Raw genomic sequence first — 18,394 nt, 5'->3', positions numbered from 1 at the left:
GCTACTTGCCCGGCCGGTCGGAAAAAACGACCTGCCCGGCCTGATAGCGCTGCACGGCCTGGCCCACGGTCATGCCGCCCATGTCTTGGCCGATCTTGATTCCCGCAGCCGTGAGCGCATCGAAGGCCTTGGGGCCGACAACGCCAGTGAGCAGGACTCCCGCGCCGCTTCGGGCCAGGATTTCGGCAGCCTGGATGCCCGCGCCATGAGCCATGGTCTGGGATGCGCCGTTGTCCACGTAGCTCGCGCTTCCGGCTTCGATGTCCACGATCACAAAGCCTGCGGCGCGGCCGAAACGGGGATCGACCGGGCCGTCGAGTCCGGGTTCCTCGGCGCTGACGGCGATTGTGGTCATGACTGACTCCTTTGTTGGTGGTTCGTCTGCCACACGGTCGTTGGGCCTGACCGTGTACTTGCCGCCCTCGATGTACAGCGCCCGGGCATTGACCAAGGCGTCGGCCACGGCGCGTCTGGCCTTGGCCAGGATGCGGCCAAATGTGTGGCGCGAGACGTTCATGCGCGCGGCGGCCTGCTCCATGGTCAGGTTTTCCAGGTCCGCGAGCCGGAGCGCTTCGAGGCCTTCCACGGGCAGATAGCTTTCGCTCAACTCCCGCAAGGGCACGCCCCTGGGCTTGAAATAGGTGGCCCTGGGGCTGATGGCGATACGGCGGCAGATGGGTGGGCGCGGCACAAAGACCCCCTTTCTCCTTTTTGCTCATATGAGCATAATGCCTGGGCCGGGGCGCGTCAACCTTCCGAGCGAAAATGATGCGGGAGAAAGTTAGAGACGCATGGCGGGGCGGAAAGCGACGGCGGTGCGTGTGCGTGGAGCCTCGTGGGGGAAGTTGCGGGGTGAATCGGAAACGCCGTGGCCCCGGTCTTTGGAGGCCGGGGCCGTGTCTGTCGAAGGCGGCGGGACGGTGGCGGGATCAGCGGCCAAGCCCCCGGCAGGAGCCGTCGCGCCGTCTCAGCATGCGGCAGCGCCCGCCTTGGCCGAAGGCGCCGGGAGCGGGCTGGTCCTCGCTGGTCGGGTCACGGTCGCCTTGTAGGTCGGTCTGCCGTGGCGTGGCGCTCACGGATTCGGGTACCTCGGGCTGCCCAGCCGCGTCCGTCTGGCCGTCGGAAGCGGCGGGCGTCACGGAAAACACGCCGCGCCGCTTGAAGCCCTGGCCTTGTCCGCGCTCGAAGCCTTGCTCCTGGTCCTGGCGGCCGTCCTGTGCGCCGCCGAAGACGGGAGAGCCGAACCGGCATTGTCCGGCCATGTTGCCGCGTCTCTTGCCACCGCGTCCGAATCCTTGTCCCATGTTTCCTTGTCTCATGACATTGCTCCTTGCGGACCGTGTCCGCTCCGTGGGCCGCCTCGCAGCGGCGTTGCAGGGTTATGTTGAAATCACTTCCGGCCGTGTCCAAAGCCTTTGCCGCAACCGCGTTTGCCCCTGCCTCCTCCCGCTCCCCGGCAGCCCCGGCCTGAGCCGCCCGGATTCGGGCGAGCCGCTTCGGAACTCTCGCTCGCGGGGGTCTCGCCGTCCACGGATGTTCCGCCGGGGCCGTTGGGGATGTCACCCGCGAACGCCGCCATGGCGGTTTGGCATGGGCCAGCGTCCTCGGAGCCGGTCTCCTTGCGCGGGTCGTCGATGCGGATAGCCATGCCGCCCGCAAGCGCCCTGGCCACGGTCGAGCGGGCCGCCGCCAGGATGCGGCACAGCGTGGGCGCGGACACGCCCATGCGGCCTGCGGCCTCCTCCTGGCTCAGGCCCTCGGCGTCCACGAGGCGCATGGCTTCGATGCCGTCCACGGGCACCGAGACGCCGGTCAACTCGCTCATGGGGATTCCCCTGGGCTTGAAGAAGCTCACGTCGTAGCGGCCCTCGATGCGGCGGCATTTTCTGTGGCGTCCCATGGCTGCTCCTTTTTTGAAACTGATTTCAAAATAAGCAAACCTGGGAAAAGGTCAAGGGGAGGAGGTAGGAAAAATGAACACCGTTCTTTCAGCGCGGTTCTGCGCGGGCGGGGCCGTGGCGCCGCACGTTTGCGCGGCCATTGGCGGCAGAATCGGGGAGAGCGGCAGAAATTTCCCCGTGCGGCAGGCGGGCGGCAATTGCTGCCGGGTCAGGGCGAGGTCAGGCGGTGGCCGTGGCAAGCCCGCGCAGCTTGGTTATGGCTTGGTGCTTGAGGCTTCGCACGGTCTGGCAACCGATGTCGAGCAGCCTGGCGATCTCCTTCACGTCGAGGTCGTGGTCGAAAAGCAGTTCCATGACGGCGTTTTGGCGGCCACTCAGGGCGGGATGGGGGAAAAGCCGCTCAGAGCCCGTCTCCTGGGGTTTGTCGGCGATCTGCTCGATGATCGAATCGTCCATCGCGACCATGCCGCGCGGGCGTTTGCGCAGCGCGTCCAGGGCCGCCGAGCGGGCGATCACGGCCAGCCAGGTGCGCAACGAGGCGCGTTCGGGATCATAGCTGCGCAAGAGTCGTCCCTGGTTGGCGACCAGTCGCACCATGACGTCCTGAAGCGCGTCTTCCACATCCGTGTCGCAGCGCGATCCATCGTATTGGGCGATGGTGCGCTGGATCACGGTCTGCATGAATGATCCGTTATCCTTCATGAACTCGATCCAGGATGATGAATCACCATTCGCCATGCGATGCGTGATCGTGATGTCGTTGCCAGCCATGTTGTCCTTGCCTCCGATACCATTCCTGCTTTATCTCATGTCGCCATGAAGCTGGTATGGCAGGTGTTTTTAGTCGTCGAGGCTGGCAGTGCATGTGTTGGTCTTGGTTATGTCAGGATTATGCAATGAAGAGTCGTATTTTTGTATCGAAGTGTTTGGGGCATGATGTTCACTTACATTTGTTGACAATAAACAACGTCCGGGGGCGTCGGCATGGCGTCGTATTTGCTGTGCTGGAGAGAGTCGTAAGCTCACGGAAGGAATGCCCATGATACCCGTACTGATGATCGACGACGACAGGGACTTGTGCGGGCTTCTTGAAAAGAGCCTGGGGAACGAGTCGATGGCCCTGGAGGCCGTGAACGAGGGTTCCATGGGGCTCGATGTGGCGCTCAAGGGAGAGCACGACATCGTGCTCTTGGACATCAATCTTCCGGGCCTGACCGGCTTTGAGGTGCTTCGGGAACTCCGGCGCAGGGGCGGCCCGCCCGTGGTCATGCTTACCGGCCGCGACGGGGAGTTGGACAAGGTTCTGGGGCTTGAGATGGGCGCGGACGACTACCTGACCAAGCCCTTCAGCACCCGCGAACTCGCGGCCCGCATCAGGGCGGTGCTCAGGCGCGCCTCGCCGCGTCCGGCGAGGCGCGGGCCGGTGGAGGTTTCGGGGGTGTTCGTCGATCCCGGGCGCATGCTCGTGCGCCGTGACGGCGAGGCCATCGACGTGACCTCGGCCGAGTTCAGCCTGCTGGAATTGCTCGTGCGTCGCTCGCCCGAGGCGGTCGGCCGCGAGGAGATAGCCCGGCACGTGCTCGGCAAAACGTTCATCCCGCTCGATCGCAGCGTGGACATGCACGTGTGCAATCTGCGCCAAAAGCTTGGGCGCCATCCCGACGGAGACGAATACATCAAAACGGTTCGCGGGACCGGCTACGTCTTTTGCCGTCGATCACCCCATGATGCCTGAGGCCGCAAGCCGTGACGGCTCTTCTTGCAGCTTTTGGGGCGGCCTGACCGCCGACGGAATCGCGCCTCTCGTAGCGAGTTTGATGACAAATTCTTATTTCAGGCCGTTCAAAAAGTTTCAGATGCAAGGCGCAAGAAAAATTCAAGGCCGACGCGTATTACCGATACGCGAGGCTTTGAATTTTTCGCAGCAACGCCGCAGATGGAGCTTTTGGGGCGGCCTGACCGCGTTTTTGTGTCTGATCGCGCTTGTGTCCGTCACGGCCGTCCGCCCAGCCTCGGCGCACGAGATATCGGCCTTCGTGACAGGCGCGCAGGCAGGAGACGTGGACGGCTCCATCTGGTTTGAGGTGGCCTGGCTTGCGGATCCCGAGGGAAACATAGCTTCCTCGGAAATCGCGCGTTTGGGGCATGCCTTCCGTCCCTTGCCGTCCCCCTTCCTGTCCCAGGCGCAGGAGTTCGCCGCGTTGTGGTTCAGGGTACGCCTTCTCAGGCCCCCTCCGTCCGGAGGGCTGGTCGTGGAGATCGCCAATTCCATGCCCCAGCGCTACGAACTCGTCGTGGTTCCGCCTGCCGGGGGAGCGCCGCGCGTCGTGTCCAGCCACGGCCGCTTCCTCCATTTCCGCCTGCCCGAGAACACGCCGCGCGAGTTCTACATCCGCGCGGAAGGCGGAAGGCCCTTCAAGTTCGCGCCGCGCCTCGTCCCGGCCGAGGATCACGCGGGCAGAAGCGCGCTTCGCGGGCTGGCCCTGGGGGCGTTCTACGGCGGCTTGGCGGTCATCGGGATCGTCAACGTCTTCTTCGGGCTCCTGCTGCGCGAGCCGGGTCATGCCTGGTATGCGGGATCGCTGGCCTTTTTGGCTGGCGCGTTCCTGTTCGGTTTCGACGACGTGGCCGGGCCGATCGTTCCCCTGGGGCAGAATTTCAGGGCCATGATCCCCATTTTGCTTGGCGCGTGGCTCATCTGCGGCATCGGCCTGACTCGCTCGTTTCTGCACACCACGATCCGCATGCCAAGGCTCGACAGGGCGCTGCGCATCTACATGGTCGCGCTGGCCGCATTTTTGCCGTTGCTGGCCGTGGGGCCCTCGCCCACGCTTCGGCCGATCTTCCTGACGGCGCTGTTGGGCACGCCGCTCCTCGCCCTGGCCGTCGGATACGTTGCCTTGCGCCGGGGTTTCGCGCCCGCGCGGCTTTTTTTGCTGGCCTGGACCCTGGCCCTGGCCGTGCCCGCGCTGCCGCCCCTGATGGTCCTGTTTCCCGCCATCCAGACCCGCGACGTGAGCGCCTGGCTGGCGCTCGCGGTCCTGGCGCAGGCCGTGGTCTTCACCGCTTCGCTCATGGACAAGGTCCGGGCCGTGCAGGCCGACAACATTCGGCTTATGGAGCGCCGCGAGGCGCAACGGCAGGTAGTGGCAGCCGAGCACCGGCTCTTCAGCGAGATATCGCACGAACTGGCTGGTCCCCTGGCCCGGCTCGGCGTGGCCTTGGACGTCTGCGCGGCCGGGCAGGCCGACGCCGCGACCATGGAGCGCATGCGGGCCGACCACGCGGCCCTGGCCGCCCTGCGCGGGCAGATGATCGATCTTTCCAGGCTGGCCGCGGCCGCTCCCCAGGAAGCCCCCTTCGATCTCGCCCAGGCCGCTGCAGCCGCGGTTTCGCGGGCGGCGTTCCTGGCCGGAAGCGGGGCCGTGGCCCTGGAACCCCTGGCCCGGCCGTTCGTCCGAGGCGACGTGCGGCTCGTGGAGAGGGCCCTGGACAATCTCGTGCGCAACGCTCTTGCCCACGGTCGGCCGCCGGTCCTGGTCCGCATTCTCATTGAGTCCGACCAGGCAGTGGTCATGGTGCGCGACGAGGGGGCAGGGGTTCCCGAAGAACGGATCGAGACGATTTTCGCTCCCTTCGAGCGCGCCGCGCTCGACGGCGCGCCTTCGGGCAGCGGGCTTGGGCTTTCCATCGTGCGTAGGATCGTCGAGGCCCACGGCGGCGACGTCTCGGCTCGCAACCTGCCTGGCGAGGGCTTTGAGGTCCGTTTCGCCTTGCCATTGTCTCCGAAGAGGCCCGCCGCTTCAGCCTGACGCCGGGCGTTCCCTTTCTCCTCCCCCTCTTGCCGCCCTGTCAGGCCGTGATTTTGCCTTCCTGATCGTCGCTATCCTTTCCATCGCCCTCCTTTCCATTTCTTTACGCAGCCGCCTTTAATCCTCTCTCCCCCATGCTGGCTGGACCAGGCGTGGCCTTGGTCCGCGCCTTCGCGCGGAGCCGCCGATTTTTTTCCTCGCGCCTGGATGAATGCCCCCCCGTCCTCCGTATCTGGGTTGCGAGCCGCGAACAGCTGGCCGCGACGAGGAGGACGCATGCAGCGTTTGAGAAGCACACCCCCGGACTCGCCGTGCCCCGAGGCGATCGACCTGGCTTCCTACCTGGACGGCCGCGCGCGTGGCAGCCGTAGGGACCGGATCGAATCGCACTTGGCCGTGTGCGGCGACTGCCGCAGGGCGGTGATCGACCTGCGCCGCATGCTCGGAGCGCCGGGCGTGCCCGAAAGGGCCATATCCGACGCATGGCTGCGCGACATCGCCCTGACTTGCGCCGCCCGCCTCGCCGTCGCCGCCGTCGCGCGGCAAACCGAACCCTTTTCCCACACAGCGTGAGAACTGCCCAAGGAGGCGCGCAATGGCCGCATACGTAGACACGACCAGCTATCTGAACTCCATGTATTCGTCCTCGGCGCGAGAGTCGTCGAGCACCGAACTGGGCAAGGACGCCTTCCTGACCCTGTTTGTGGCGCAGCTCAAGAATCAGGATCCCCTCAATCCCATGGACGACAAGGAGTACGTGAGCCAGCTCGCGCAGTTCTCCTCCCTGGAGCAGCTCACGAACATTTCGAGCGGCATGGAGGGCGTGGCCGCCATGCTCGCCAAAATGCAGCAACTGAGCGCCACGTCCTACATCGGCATGGACGTGCTGGCCGCCGGGTCCGGGATCCACCTCGCCGAGGGCAAGAGCACGGAAGTGCGGTTCGTGGTGCCCGAGGACGCGACCAACGTCACTGCCCACATCTACGACAAGAACGGCAACATCGTGCGCTCCGTCGATATGGGCGGGCTTTCGTCCGGGGAATACGCCTTTTCCTGGGACGGCAAGGACAGCGACAACAGCCCGTGCGAGGACGGCGCTTACGACGTTGCCTTCACCGCCGAGGACGCCAACGGCGAATGGCTCTACGTCTCCACCCTGGTGGAGGGGCGCGTGACCGGCGTGTTCATGGAGAGCGGCGCGGTCATGCTCAACCTCTCCGATGGCCGCTCCGTGGCGCTCTACGATGTCCATGAGGTCCGCACGGCAAAGGAGAAGGAAACCGCCGCGAACGAGGACGACGCCAGCGACGATTCGAAGGATTCCTCCGGCGACGAGGACGATCTCGGCGAGGCCGCGTAAGCGCCTCCCCGCGTTCACCAGACCTGATTCACACCCGACGCGTTCGGCAAAGGAGCACCCACATGAGTCTGACCGGTTCCCTGTACAGCGGCATTTCCGGCCTGCAGGCCCACAGCTCGAAGATGTCCGTGATCGGCAACAACCTCGCCAACACGAGCACCATCGGCTTTAAATCCTCGACCATGCAGTTTCAGGACCTGTTCTACCAGTCCAAGAATACTGGCGCTGGCATCGGACAGGTGGGCGTGGGCGTGGGCATCTCGTCCATCTATTCCAACTTCGCCCAGGGGCCCTATGAAAGCTCGTCCGAGGCGACGGACATCGCCATCGGCGGCACCGGCTTCTTCATCGTGCGCAATTCCGACAGCCAGGAAGTCTATTACACGCGCGCGGGTAACTTCCGCTTCGACTCCAACGGCTTTCTCGTGGACCCCAACGGCTACCGCGTGCAGGGCTGGCAGGTGCAGCAGGGCTCGTCCTCGGGCGGCGTGCGCACCATGGGCGTCTCGGGCGACATCCGCATCGAGAACTTCCAGTCTCCGCCGCAGGCCACGTCGAGCGTCTCCATGATCCTGAACCTCGACTCCGGCTCCGACGACGAGGCCAACGATCCGGCCAACCCCTTCTTCTCCATGCTCGGCTTCTGGAACGGCACGGCCGACGAGCCGCTCTCCGACACGCGCTACGCCTACCAGAACACCATCAGGGTCTACGACGAGAACGGCACCGCGCACAACGTGACCGTGTACTTCGATCCCGTGAAGGACCCGGCCGTGGCCTCGAGCGCGGGCGGCAACCAGGTCTGGGAGTTCATCGTCTGCTGCAATCCGTCGGTGGACGGCCGGACCATCGGCGGCCAGAGCGTCGGCTCGACCTCGGCCGCGGGGCTGCTCATGACGGGAACACTGATCTTCAACGCCGCCGGACAGATTACGGGCATGTCCGCCTACACGCTCAAATCCACGGCCTCGGGCGACCTGAAGGACCTGGAGAACTGGACGCTCGCGGACGTCAACGACGCCGGGCTGCCCACCTTCACGGCCAACTTCTCGCGCGAGAACAACGCCTCGGCCACGGACCAGGATGGCGCCTCGACGGTGGCCATGAACTTCGGCCTGAGCAACAACGCCGCGGGCGCGGCCTGGCAGGGCGCGGCCTCCAACGCCTCCCTGGTGGGCAATTCCGTGGCCAACCTGGCCAACTTCACCTCGCCGAAGATCGCCGCGCTCTCCACCACCAGCTACGACTCCGGCTCCACCACCATCAGCCATTCGCAAAACGGCTACGGCGCGGGCTTTCTGCAGGGCATCTCGGTCAACCGCGACGGCGTGGTCACGGGGCAATACTCCAACGGCCAGATCCTGGACCTCTACGCCCTGACCCTGGCCGACTTCAACAACCCGTACGGCCTGCGGCGAGAGGGCAACAACCTCTTCTCCGAGACGCGCCAGTCGGGCGTTCCGATCACCGGGCTGGCCAACACGGCAAACCTGGGCACCATCTCCTCGAACACCCTGGAGCAGTCGAACGTGGACACGGCCACGGAGATGGTCAACCTGATCACCACCCAGCGGGGATTCCAGGCCAACTCCAAGGTCATCACCACGGCGGACACCATGCTCTCCGAGCTCATCCAGCTCAAGCGCTAGCGCGGGAACGGAGCCCGTCAACCGAGAAACCGGGGAAGGCACGTCATGAACAACCTGATGTACATCGGGCAAAGCGCCCTGCTGAACAGCCAGTACGCCATCACGGTGCACGGCAACAACGTCGCCAACCAGGAAGTGACGGGCTACCGCCGCCGCACCGTGGCCATGTCCGAGAACATCTCCCTGAACACAGCCCAGGGACAGGTGGGCACGGGCGCCTCGGTGCAGGGGCTGTTGCGGCACTTCAACTCCTATCTGGAGGCCCAGTACCTGAAGCAGAACAGCGACGCCGCGAGCAAGCAGACGCTTTTCAACGTCCTTTCCCAGATCGAGACCCGCTTCGTGGAGGACGAGAAATACGGCACGGCGGCGCTTCTGAACAACTTCTGGTCCGCCTGGGGCACTCTGATGGACAGCCCCGACCAAAGCGCCGCCCGCTCCACGCTCTTGTCCTCCACGGACAGCCTGACCGCGCGGCTGAACGATCTGGCGGCCGATCTGCTGGAGCAGCAGCGGCTGCTCGAACGGAGCATCGCCAGCGAAGTGGCCGCAACCAACTCCCTGCTGGGGGAACTGGCGGCGCTCAACGGCAGGATCACGGCCTCGCCCGCGAGTGCTGAGCTCTTGGACCAGCGCGACATGCTGCTTCGCTCGCTTTCGGACAAGGTCGACATCGAGGTCAAATACCGTGACGACGGCCAGGTCGTGGTGGCCACGCGCCAGGGCCAGACCCTGGTCGACGGTGGGACGGCCTACGATTTCGAACTCTTGCCGCCCCGAGCCGTGGCCTCCCTGATGCCCTCGTCAGGCTTCGCGGGCCAGATCTACTTCGAGGGAGCATCGTCGCACGAATACACCATCGAGGTCGTGGACGGCGGCGCCGCCTCCGGGGGCGGGGCCACGTTTCGCGTCTCGCTCGATGGCGGCAAGACCTGGCTCACGGACGACAACGGCGCGACGAAGCTCTTCGTCGCGGGCCCCAAGGACGAGGCCGTGGACATCGGCGGCGTGTCCATCTGGTTCGGGAGCCTTTCAAACGGCGACCTGCCCGAGGGCTCGGCGCTTTCAAGCGGTGATCGCTTCACGGTGATGCCAAAGACCACGCTGGTCTGGAACTCCACGGCCGGAGGGCAGGTCAACGTCACGCCGCTTGACGGCAACACCAAGGCCGGGCGGCTCAGCGGCGGGTCTCTGGCCGGACTCTTCGAGGCGCGCGACGCGCACCTGGGCGGATACCGCGAGCAGCTCGACGCCTTCGCCGCCTCTCTCATCTGGGAGGTCAACCGCGTCCATTCGCAGGGCGCGGGGCTCTCGCCCCTGGCCTCGGCCACGGGCATCTACGCCGCAGAGTATTCGGACGTTCCCCTGGCCGCGAGCGGGCTGGCCTTCGCCGACCGCGTGGCGGCGGGTTCGTTCTCCCTGGCCCTGTTCGACGAAACCACGGGCAAGCCGCTGGGCGTTACGGCCGTGGATTTCTCCTCCCTGCCGCCGGGAGTGGCGAACTTCGACCCCGAGGTCCATTCGCTGGAGGATGTGGCTGCGGCCATCACCGCCTCCTTCCCGGGCCAGCTCACGGCAACGGTGCGAAACGGCCGCCTGGAGATCGCGGCCGAGGAGGGCGTGCGCTTCGAATACGCGGACGACACGGCCGGGATCTTCGCGGCCACGGGCCACAACTGCTTTCTGAGCGGAACCGGCGCGCGCGACATCGCGGCCAATCCGGCCCTGGCCGCGAATCCCGACCGCATCTGCGCGGGTCACGTCAACGGCCAGGGCGAATCCAATGCCGGCGACAACACCACGGCCAGGGCCATGGAGGCGCTCGCGAACGCGCAGATATCCTTCCGCACGACGGGGGGCGCTGTCACAACCTCGCTGGGCGAGTATTTCGCCTCCCTGGTGGCCGCCGTGGGCGGCGACAAGGCGGCGGCAAAATCGGCCTGGAGCTTCGCCGAGGCCTTGGCCGCGAGCCTCGACGACCAGCAGGAGTCCGTGGGCGGCGTGAACCTCGACGAGGAACTGGCCCTGCTCTCGCGCCAGCAGCAGAACTACCAGGCGGCCAGCAGGCTCATCCAGGTCTCCCTGGAGATGATGGACACCATTCTCGGGCTGAAGTGAGGAGGGCGACGATGCGCGTCAGTCAGAACATGATCTACGGCCATGCCATCCGCCACATGAACACGTCGCTGACCGACCTCACGCGGCTGAACATGATGAGCGCGACGCAAAAACGCATCAACGCGCCCTCGGACGATCCGGCGGGCATGGCCACGGTGCTCGGCCTTCGCTCATCGCTTTCCGGGATCGAGCGCTACGAGCAGAACATCGACGCGGCGCAGGGCTGGCTCGGCCTGGCCGATTCCATGCTCACCCGGGCCTCCACGACCATCACCTCCATCCTGGAGAAGGCCGAGCAGGCCGCCACGGGCACCATCACGGCCGACCAGCGCGCGACCATCGGCAAGGAGGTGCGCGAACTCTTCGCCCAGCTCGTCTCCATTTCCAACTCCGAATACGCGGGCCAGAGCATCTTCGCGGGTCACAAGACGCGCGGCAACGCTTACGAGGAGTGCCTGTGGGCGACCTCGCCCGACGGCGCGATCGACGCCTCCTCCATCGTGGCCGTGGAAGGTTCCGCGTCCGCCTCGATTCTCGTCGAGTTCCGCCAGGACGGCGAGGTCGGCGGCGGCGAGGACATCGCCTACCGCTACAGCCGAGACGGCGGCGCGACCTGGACCGAGGCCGTGCTCGGCGCGGGCGAGACCACGCTTGACCTTTCAGGCGCGCGGCTGACCCTTGCGGCCGGGACCACGGTTTCGGGGCCCGATGGCGAGGCTTCGGGCTCGCGCCTGATCGTCAGGCCCCAGGCCCGCTATCTGGGCGATGACGAACGCAGCGTGGAGATCACGAGCTACGGCGCTCCCGGCATCGCCACCGCCGCCTCGGGCAGCTTCGCGGACGGTGTGCAGGTGCGCATCGACAACGACCCCACCCTGGTCGGTCCCATCGAATATTCCTACTCCCTGGACGGCGGGCGCACCTGGGTTGCGGGCGGATCGGCCGAGGACGGCCTGCTCGACCTGCCCGGCGGGACGCTGGCCCTGGCCTCCAACGGCTCGAACGTCCTTGCGGCGGGTGACTCCTTCACGCTTCGGCCCGCCTCGGCCGAGATACGGGTGACCATCGGCAAGGACCAGGACATCGCCGTGAACAACGTGGGCTGCGAGATATTCGGCGGCCTGATCCGCGACCCGGTGACCGGCCTGGATAGCCAGGCCCTTTCCCAGGGCAATCTCTTCGAGGCCGTGGGCGAACTGATCGGCTATCTGGAGACGGGCGACCAGGACGGCGTGGGACGCTGCCTGGACGCCATCCGCGAGGCGCACGACCACCTGCTCTCCAAGGCCGGGGTCGTGGGCGCGCGCCTGAACCGCCTGGACGCCCAGGAGGCGTCCCTGACAGCCGTGCGCGCCTCGACCGAGGCGCACCTCTCGCGCGTGGAAGACGCGGACGCGGCCGGGCTGACCATCGCCCTGGCGCGCGCCCAGTACATCTACGAGGCGGTGCTCGCCACCCAGTCGCGGGTCATGGGCATGTCGCTTCTGAATTATCTCTAGCACGGGGAAGACGCCATGAGCGACTACTGGTCTGGCCAGATAAACTTCTCGGGTCTTGGCAGCGGCACGGACTTCGGGGCCATCATCGAGTCCACCATCGCCCTGGAGGGTCACCGCAAGCGGCAGATGGAGAACTGGAAGGCCGACTGGGAAGCCAAGGTCGAGGCCTTGCAGGATCTGAATCAGGCCATGCGCGACCTGCGCGACTGGCTTGTGGACTTCAAGTCGCCCTCGGCCTTCCTGGTCAAGACGGCTTCGAGCACCAACGCGGACGCGATCACCGCCACGGCCGACGCGGCGGCCGAGGAGGGCACGCACGTCGTAGTCGTGGACCAGTTGGCGCAAAACGACATCTGGGTGAACACGGCCAGCCCCATCACCGACCTGAACGCGGTGGTCGCGGACACGGACGCGAGCATCACCATCGCCTATGCGGGCAAGGAGCACGCCATCAGCGTCCCGGCCGGAACCACGGCCCAGGGGCTGATGCACCTGATCAACTCCAACCCCTCGCTCGGGGGCGACGTGCGCGCCAAGCTGATCTTCGACGGCGAGGCGCACTACCTGCAACTGCGCGGCATGGACCTGGGCGCGGACAACACCGTGCGGGTCACGGCCTCGACCGTGTCCGGGTTCGGACCGGACGATTTCGAGTGCACCCAGGCGGCCCAGAACGCGCGCCTGAAGGTGGACGGCTTTCCCCTGGCCGCGGACAAGTGGATCGAACTCGACTCCAACGTGGCCGACGGGGTCATCGAGGGCGTGAGCCTGACCCTGAAGGACGTGACCGGTCCGGGCGGCGTCAGGATCGGCATCGCCACGGACACCGAGAGCGTGATGCAAAACGTCCGGGATTTCGTGGCCAAGATCAACGAGGTGCGCACGACGATCCAGGAGATGACCAAGATCGACTCCAGCACCGGCGAAGGCTCGGTGATGACCGGCAACTACGGCGTGCAGATGGTCGGCAGGCGGATGACCGACATCACCAGCGGCCAGGGGCTCGGGTTCGTCTATTACGACGAGAAGACCAGGCAGGGCGACCCATTCTCCAGCCTTTCGCACCTGGGCATCCTGACAGACGCCAACGACCACTCCAGCACACACGGCCTGCTGCTCCTCGACGAGGAGATATTCGCCGAGGCGCTCGCCAAGGATCCCATGGCCGTGGCGCAGTTCTTCGCGGCCGATTTCATCGGCGAGTCCGAGTCGCCCGAGGTCAGCTTCCTGTCGCTGGTGGACGGCATGACCAAGGCGGGCCGTCACGAGATCACCTACACCGTGCAGGGCGGAGAGATCGTTTCGGCCTTCATCAACGGTCAGGAGGCGTCGATCAGCGGCTGGGAAATCACCGGCAAGTACGGCACCACGGCCTCGGGCATGGCCGTTCTGGCCGAGCAGCGCACGGACGGCACGCACTCGGCCGTGGTCACCGTGAAGCAGGGCAAGATATTGCAGCTCGCCGAGGCGCTTGCCGACATAACCAACAGCGAGACCGGCACGCTGAAGGTCATCGAAAACAACTACAAGGACATCATCTCCGGCCTGGAGACCAAGATCGCCTGGGAGGAGGCGCGCCTGGAACGCAAGGAGCGCACGCTGAGAGACCAGTACGCGCGCCTGGAGACCACCCTCTCCCACTACAACTCGTTGCAGGCGCAGCTCGAGAGCCAACTGGCCCAGCTCACCACGAGCTGATCCCGGACGGTTCGCCGACGCTCTACCCAGACGTTTCGTCGGGCTGACAAACCTGCGATCCGCAGGTTGACCAAAAAGCGCCAGATGCAAGGCGCACAAAAAATTCAAGCCCGACGCGCGGTTCGTTTGCGCGAGGGCTTGAATTTTCGCGGCAGCGCCGCAGAGGGTGCTTTGGGGACAGTCTGCTAGCGGTCCGCGAGGCAGGCTTCCTTGAGCGCCTCGTCGAGCGAGGGGTGGGGAAAGATGATTCCTTCCACGTCCTCGCGGGTGTAGGCGTGGCGCACGAGCAGGACGGCGGCCGTGGCCAGGCTGGCCACGTGGTGCCCGATGGCCGTGACGCCCGCGATGCGGCCGTCCGACCAGACCACCTTCACGAAACCCTGCGTGCTGGCGTGCGCCTGGGCGATGGGGTTGGCCGCGAGCGCGAAGCGCGAGACGCGCGCGGGCAGGCCCGCCGCCTCGAGTTCGTGCGCCATGCGCCCCACGCGAAGCGTCTCGGGCGAGCCGTAGATGCACGAGGGCAGCGCCTCGTCGGCATAGGGAGCCGTGATCTTGCCCAGGGCGTGGTCCACGGCGAAAAGCGCCTGGTGTTCGGCCGCGTGGGCCAGCATGGCCCGGCCGTTCACGTCGCCCACGGCGTAGACGGCCGGGGAGGCGCGCAGGGATTCGTCCACCTGCGTAAAGCCGCGCGGGTTCAGGACGATCCCGGCCTTCTCGGCGCAAAGTCCGTCCGTCGCGGGCCGCCGGCCGATGCAGACCAGCGCCTTGGCCGCGTACAGGGTCTCGCCCGATTCGAGGACGAGTTCGGCCCGGTTCTCGCTCGTGCGCAGGCTCTTCACCCGCGCCTCGAGCTTGAGCGTCCATTTGCGGCGCTTGCAGATGCGCGCCATCTCCTCGGAGACTTCCGGGTCCTCCCAGGGGATCAGGCGGTCCAGGGCCTCGACCACGGTGATCTTCGTCCCCAGGCGTTCGAATATCTGGCCCATCTCCAGGCCGATGACCCCGCCGCCCACGATGATGAGCGATTCGGGAACCTCGGTCAGGCCGAGGAGCAGGTCGGAGTCGAGCACGCACTCGCCGTCGGGCCGCATGCTCGGCACAACCGTGGTCACGGAGCCCGTGGCCAGGATGCAGCGGCCGAAGCTCACGGAGCGCCCACCGTCCGGGCCCTCGATTTCGAACGTTTGCGGGCCGCTGAAGCGGGCCGCGCCGTAAAGGAGCGTCACCCCGAGCTTTTCCAGCTCCTTGGCCACGGCCTTGCGCGTGGCCGTCACGAGCCGGTCTTTCCGGGCTTGCAGGGCGGCGAGGTCGGCGCGCACCTCGCCGTGCACTGCCTTCATGCGCGCCTGGGCCTCGAACTCCTCCACAGGCGCGGTGCCGCCGAGCAGGAACTTGGTGGGGATGCAGCCCCAGTTCAGGCAGGTGCCGCCCAGATCCGCCTTCTCCACGAGGCAGACGGATTTCCCGGCCGCCACGGCCCGTTTGGCGGCGGCGACGCCTGCCGGGCCGCCGCCAATGACTGCGATCTCGAAGTCCACGTCCGTCTCCCGGCTCACAGCGATGCGATGTCCATGTCGCGCGCGGCGCGCGTCTCGTCCAGGCGGCGCACGGGCAGCGTCACGGGCGCCGCCTGCACCGAGGCCGGGTCGCTCGCGGCGCGCCCGGCGATTTCGATCAGGTCGTCCACGAAGCGGTCCAGGGTCTCCAGCGACTCGGTCTCCGTAGGCTCGACCATGATGCATTCCTTGACGATGAGCGGGAAGTAGACCGTGGGCGCGTGATGCCCCTTGTCGAGCAGCGCCTTGGCGATGTCCAGGGCGCGCACGCCGCTCTTGGCCTGCTCCACGGCCGAGGCCACGAACTCGTGCATGCAGGTGCGGTTGTAGGGGATCTGGAAGTGCTGCTCCAGCCGCTTGCGCATGTAGTTGGCCGCCAGCACCGCGTTCTCCGAGACGCGAACGAGCCCTTCGCGGCCCAGGCGCAGGATGTAGGCGTAGGCCTTCAGGTAGACCGCGAAGTTGCCGTAGAACGGGGCCACGTAGCCGATGGATTTCGGGTGGTTGTAGTCGAGCACGAACAGGCCGTCCTCGAGCTTTTTCACGCGCGAGACGGGCAGGAATTCGACCAGTCGCTCGGAGACGCCAACCGGGCCGGAGCCGGGGCCGCCGCCGCCGTGCGGGGTGCCGAAGGTCTTGTGCAGGTTCAGGTGAACCACGTCGAAGCCCGCGTCGCCCACGCGCATCTTGCCCAGGATGGCGTTCAGGTTCGCGCCGTCGTAGTAGAGCAGGGCGTCCTTCTCGCGCAGCATGGCCACGATCTCGGGCAGGTGGCGCTCGAAGAGGCCAAGCGTGTTCGGGCAGGTCATCATCAGGGCCGCGGTCTCGTCATCCAGCACCTCGGCCAGCTTGGCCGGGTCCACGATGCCGTCCACGGACTCGATGTTCACCACCTCGTAGCCCGCCAGCGCGGCCGAGGCCGGGTTGGTGCCGTGGGCCGAGTCGGGGCAGATGACCTTCTTCTTCACGTTGCCCTTGGCGTGGTGGTAGGCGGCGATGAGCATGCAGCCCGCAAGCTCGCCGTGCGCCCCGGCCATGGGATGTAGGGTGAAGCCCGCCATGCCCGTGATCTCGCACAGCAAGCGTTCGAGGTCGTGCATGACCTCGAGCGCGCCCTGGCAGAGCCTGCCCGCGCCCTGAAGCTGCGGCAGCACCGGATGCAGGCCCGCGAAGCCCGGCAGGGCGGCGGCCTTTTCGGTGAACTTGGGGTTGTACTTCATGGTGCACGAGCCGAGCGGATAGAAATTGGAGTCCACGCCGAAGTTCTTGCGCGACAACTCGGAGAAGTGGCGCACCACGTCGAGTTCGGAGAGTTCGGGCAGCCGCGCCGGGGAAGAGCGCAGAAGCGCGGCCGGGATGTAGGCCTCGGGGCCGTTCTGCGGCGCATCGGGCCACACGCCCTCGCGGCCGGGACGGGATTTCTCGAACACGGTCTTCATGCCAAAAGTCCTCCCAGCATCTCGGCCATGATGCCGATGTCCTCGCGGCTCGTCTTCTCGGTGCAGGCCACGAGCAGGCAGTTCTCCAGGCCCGGATAGTAGCGGCCGAGCGGAAAGCCCGGCACCACGCCCTTGGCCGTGAGCTTGTCGATGGCCTCGTAAGCGTTCACGGGCAGGCGCACGGCGAACTCGTTGCCAAAGGGCGCGTCGTTCATCATGGATACGCCCGGCAGGTCGCACAGCCGTTTGGCCGCGTAGTGCGCCCGCTCGATGCAAAGCCCGGCGGTGCGCTTAAGCCCCTCCTCGCCAAGCGAGCAAAGGTGGACCAGCGCGCGCAGGGCGCACAGGGCCTGGTTGGAGCAGATGTTGGAGGTGGCCTTGGCGCGGCGAATGTGCTGCTCGCGCGCCTGCAGGGTGAGCACGTAGCCGGGCTTGCCTTCGGCGTCCACGGTCTTGCCCACGATGCGACCGGGCATCTGACGGATCATGTCCTTGGCACAGGTCATCACGCCCAGATACGGCCCGCCGAAGGACAGCGGCAGGCCCAGGCCCTGGCCTTCGGCCACGGCCACGTCCGCGCCCATGGCGCCGGGAGTCTTGAGGACGCTTTGCAGCACCGGGTTGGCGCAGACCACGGAGACGGCTCCGGCCGCGCGCGCGGCCGCGAACAGATCGCTGAAGTCCGTTATGCAGCCGAAGAAGTTGGGCGACTGCACGAGCACGGCCGCGGTTTCGGCGTCGATGGCCTTGGTCAGGCCCGCGAGGTCCGTCATGCCGTTCACGTGCGGCACGGTGACCAGCTCGAAATTGAGGTTGATCGTGTAGGACGTGAGCATGATCCGGTAGATCGGGCTCACGGCCTCGGAGATCACGAAGCGGCGGCGGCGGGTCTTGCGCGCGGCCATCATCATGGCCTCGAAGATGGCCGAGCCGCCGTCGTAGACCGAGGCGTTGGCGCCGTGCATGTCCATCAGGCGGCACATGGCGCTTTGGAACTCGTAGATGGCCTGCAGCGTGCCCTGCGAGGCCTCGGGCTGGTACGGCGTGTAGGCCGTGTAGAACTCGCCGCGCGAGGTCAGGGCGTCCACGGTCGCCGGGATGTGGTGGTCGTAGAAGCCCGCGCCCAGAAAAGATTTGAGGCCCGAGGCGTTTTTCGCTGCCAGGGCCTCAAGGCGCGCCATTACGGCCATCTCGCTCATGCCCTTGGGCAGGTCGAACGAGCGCGGCCGAAGGTCTGGTCCTATCTCGGCGAAGAGTTCCTCCACGGAGCCCGCGCCGATGGTTGCAAGCATTGTGCGGACGTCGTCGTCCGTATGCGGGATGAAGGGCATTCGCGCCTCCGGACCGCCGCGCGGCGCGGCG

At 66.5% G+C, this 18,394-nt stretch carries 15 protein-coding genes; 8 read left to right on the top strand and 7 right to left on the bottom strand.

What is annotated here, in order from left to right; all coding sequences use genetic code 11:
- Position 1 precedes the first annotated feature (1 nt).
- The 4 genes from DSAT_RS03755 to DSAT_RS03740 form a co-directional block, all read right to left on the bottom strand.
- A complete protein-coding gene (locus DSAT_RS03755) occupies positions 2-691 on the bottom strand; it encodes a NifB/NifX family molybdenum-iron cluster-binding protein (RefSeq protein WP_020886256.1) in 690 nt (229 codons plus the stop codon).
- A 238-nt stretch (positions 692-929) separates the two neighbouring features.
- The gene (locus tag DSAT_RS03750) at positions 930-1,319 is read right to left on the bottom strand and encodes a hypothetical protein (RefSeq protein WP_020886255.1); all 390 of its coding nucleotides are present in this window, start codon (positions 1,317-1,319) and stop codon (positions 930-932) included.
- 71 nt (positions 1,320-1,390) lie between these two features.
- The gene (locus tag DSAT_RS14780) at positions 1,391-1,900 is read right to left on the bottom strand and encodes a DUF134 domain-containing protein (protein WP_020886254.1); all 510 of its coding nucleotides are present in this window, start codon (positions 1,898-1,900) and stop codon (positions 1,391-1,393) included.
- A 220-nt stretch (positions 1,901-2,120) separates the two neighbouring features.
- A complete protein-coding gene (locus DSAT_RS03740; protein ID WP_020886253.1) occupies positions 2,121-2,672 on the bottom strand; it encodes an RNA polymerase sigma factor in 552 nt (183 codons plus the stop codon).
- A 268-nt stretch (positions 2,673-2,940) separates the two neighbouring features.
- Between DSAT_RS03740 and DSAT_RS03735 the strand changes: the two genes are divergently transcribed.
- The 8 genes from DSAT_RS03735 (at position 2,941) to fliD (ending at position 14,037) form a co-directional block, all read left to right on the top strand.
- Complete coding sequence (locus tag DSAT_RS03735; RefSeq protein WP_020886252.1) at positions 2,941-3,636, top strand: response regulator transcription factor; 696 nt, start codon at positions 2,941-2,943, stop codon at positions 3,634-3,636.
- A 301-nt stretch (positions 3,637-3,937) separates the two neighbouring features.
- Positions 3,938-5,713, top strand: a complete 1,776-nt coding sequence (locus DSAT_RS03730) for a sensor histidine kinase (protein WP_161656091.1) — start codon at positions 3,938-3,940, stop codon at positions 5,711-5,713.
- Between the two features lie 276 nt (positions 5,714-5,989).
- Positions 5,990-6,286: a zf-HC2 domain-containing protein gene (locus DSAT_RS03725; protein WP_020886250.1), complete on the top strand. Its 297-nt coding sequence runs from the start codon at positions 5,990-5,992 to the stop codon at positions 6,284-6,286.
- Positions 6,287-6,308: 22 nt separating this feature from the next.
- Positions 6,309-7,073, top strand: a complete 765-nt coding sequence (locus DSAT_RS03720; protein WP_020886249.1) for a flagellar hook assembly protein FlgD — start codon at positions 6,309-6,311, stop codon at positions 7,071-7,073.
- A gap of 62 nt (positions 7,074-7,135) precedes the next feature.
- On the top strand, positions 7,136-8,722 hold the full coding sequence (locus tag DSAT_RS03715) for a flagellar hook protein FlgE (protein ID WP_020886248.1): 1,587 nt from the start codon (positions 7,136-7,138) through the stop codon (positions 8,720-8,722).
- Between the two features lie 45 nt (positions 8,723-8,767).
- Positions 8,768-10,840 (top strand): flagellar hook-associated protein FlgK, encoded by a 2,073-nt coding sequence (gene flgK / locus DSAT_RS03710; protein WP_020886247.1) that lies wholly within the window; start codon positions 8,768-8,770, stop codon positions 10,838-10,840.
- An 11-nt stretch (positions 10,841-10,851) separates the two neighbouring features.
- Positions 10,852-12,339, top strand: a complete 1,488-nt coding sequence (gene flgL, locus DSAT_RS03705) for a flagellar hook-associated protein FlgL (RefSeq protein WP_020886246.1) — start codon at positions 10,852-10,854, stop codon at positions 12,337-12,339.
- Between the two features lie 15 nt (positions 12,340-12,354).
- Positions 12,355-14,037 (top strand): flagellar filament capping protein FliD, encoded by a 1,683-nt coding sequence (gene fliD, locus DSAT_RS03700; RefSeq protein WP_020886245.1) that lies wholly within the window; start codon positions 12,355-12,357, stop codon positions 14,035-14,037.
- Positions 14,038-14,222: 185 nt separating this feature from the next.
- On the opposite strand, the gene DSAT_RS03695 is transcribed toward fliD, so the two are convergent.
- Genes DSAT_RS03695 through gcvPA form a run of 3 tightly spaced genes read right to left on the bottom strand, consistent with a single transcriptional unit; the run spans position 14,223 to position 18,363 of the window.
- On the bottom strand, positions 14,223-15,575 hold the full coding sequence (locus tag DSAT_RS03695; protein ID WP_020886244.1) for a dihydrolipoyl dehydrogenase family protein: 1,353 nt from the start codon (positions 15,573-15,575) through the stop codon (positions 14,223-14,225).
- A 14-nt stretch (positions 15,576-15,589) separates the two neighbouring features.
- Positions 15,590-17,032, bottom strand: coding sequence for an aminomethyl-transferring glycine dehydrogenase subunit GcvPB (gene gcvPB, locus DSAT_RS03690; protein ID WP_020886243.1), 1,443 nt, complete (start codon positions 17,030-17,032; stop codon positions 15,590-15,592).
- Positions 17,029-18,363 (bottom strand): aminomethyl-transferring glycine dehydrogenase subunit GcvPA, encoded by a 1,335-nt coding sequence (gcvPA, locus tag DSAT_RS03685; protein WP_020886242.1) that lies wholly within the window; start codon positions 18,361-18,363, stop codon positions 17,029-17,031. Before gcvPA ends, gcvPB begins: the two co-directional genes overlap by 4 nt.
- Between the last annotated feature and the right edge of the window lie 31 nt (positions 18,364-18,394).

It is taken from the genome of Alkalidesulfovibrio alkalitolerans DSM 16529 (assembly GCF_000422245.1).
In the GTDB taxonomy this organism is placed as follows: domain Bacteria; phylum Desulfobacterota; class Desulfovibrionia; order Desulfovibrionales; family Desulfovibrionaceae; genus Alkalidesulfovibrio; species Alkalidesulfovibrio alkalitolerans.
The sequence above is the reverse complement of the archived record's forward strand: the minus strand, read 5'-3'. Positions and strand labels throughout refer to the sequence as shown.

What these genes read in the sequence shown, in the direction of transcription:
- DSAT_RS03750 (WP_020886255.1), bottom strand. Translation starts at nt 1,319, where the DNA reads ATGAGACAAGGAAACATGGGACAAGGATTCGGACGCGGTGGCAAGAGA.
- DSAT_RS03735 (WP_020886252.1), top strand. Translation starts at nt 2,941, where the DNA reads ATGATACCCGTACTGATGATCGACGACGACAGGGACTTGTGCGGGCTT.
- DSAT_RS03740 (WP_020886253.1), bottom strand. Translation starts at nt 2,672, where the DNA reads ATGGCTGGCAACGACATCACGATCACGCATCGCATGGCGAATGGTGAT.
- gcvPA (WP_020886242.1), bottom strand. Translation starts at nt 18,363, where the DNA reads ATGCCCTTCATCCCGCATACGGACGACGACGTCCGCACAATGCTTGCA.
- flgL (WP_020886246.1), top strand. Translation starts at nt 10,852, where the DNA reads ATGCGCGTCAGTCAGAACATGATCTACGGCCATGCCATCCGCCACATG.
- DSAT_RS03720 (WP_020886249.1), top strand. Translation starts at nt 6,309, where the DNA reads ATGGCCGCATACGTAGACACGACCAGCTATCTGAACTCCATGTATTCG.
- gcvPB (WP_020886243.1), bottom strand. Translation starts at nt 17,032, where the DNA reads ATGAAGACCGTGTTCGAGAAATCCCGTCCCGGCCGCGAGGGCGTGTGG.
- DSAT_RS03725 (WP_020886250.1), top strand. Translation starts at nt 5,990, where the DNA reads ATGCAGCGTTTGAGAAGCACACCCCCGGACTCGCCGTGCCCCGAGGCG.
- fliD (WP_020886245.1), top strand. Translation starts at nt 12,355, where the DNA reads ATGAGCGACTACTGGTCTGGCCAGATAAACTTCTCGGGTCTTGGCAGC.
- DSAT_RS03715 (WP_020886248.1), top strand. Translation starts at nt 7,136, where the DNA reads ATGAGTCTGACCGGTTCCCTGTACAGCGGCATTTCCGGCCTGCAGGCC.
- DSAT_RS14780 (WP_020886254.1), bottom strand. Translation starts at nt 1,900, where the DNA reads ATGGGACGCCACAGAAAATGCCGCCGCATCGAGGGCCGCTACGACGTG.
- flgK (WP_020886247.1), top strand. Translation starts at nt 8,768, where the DNA reads ATGAACAACCTGATGTACATCGGGCAAAGCGCCCTGCTGAACAGCCAG.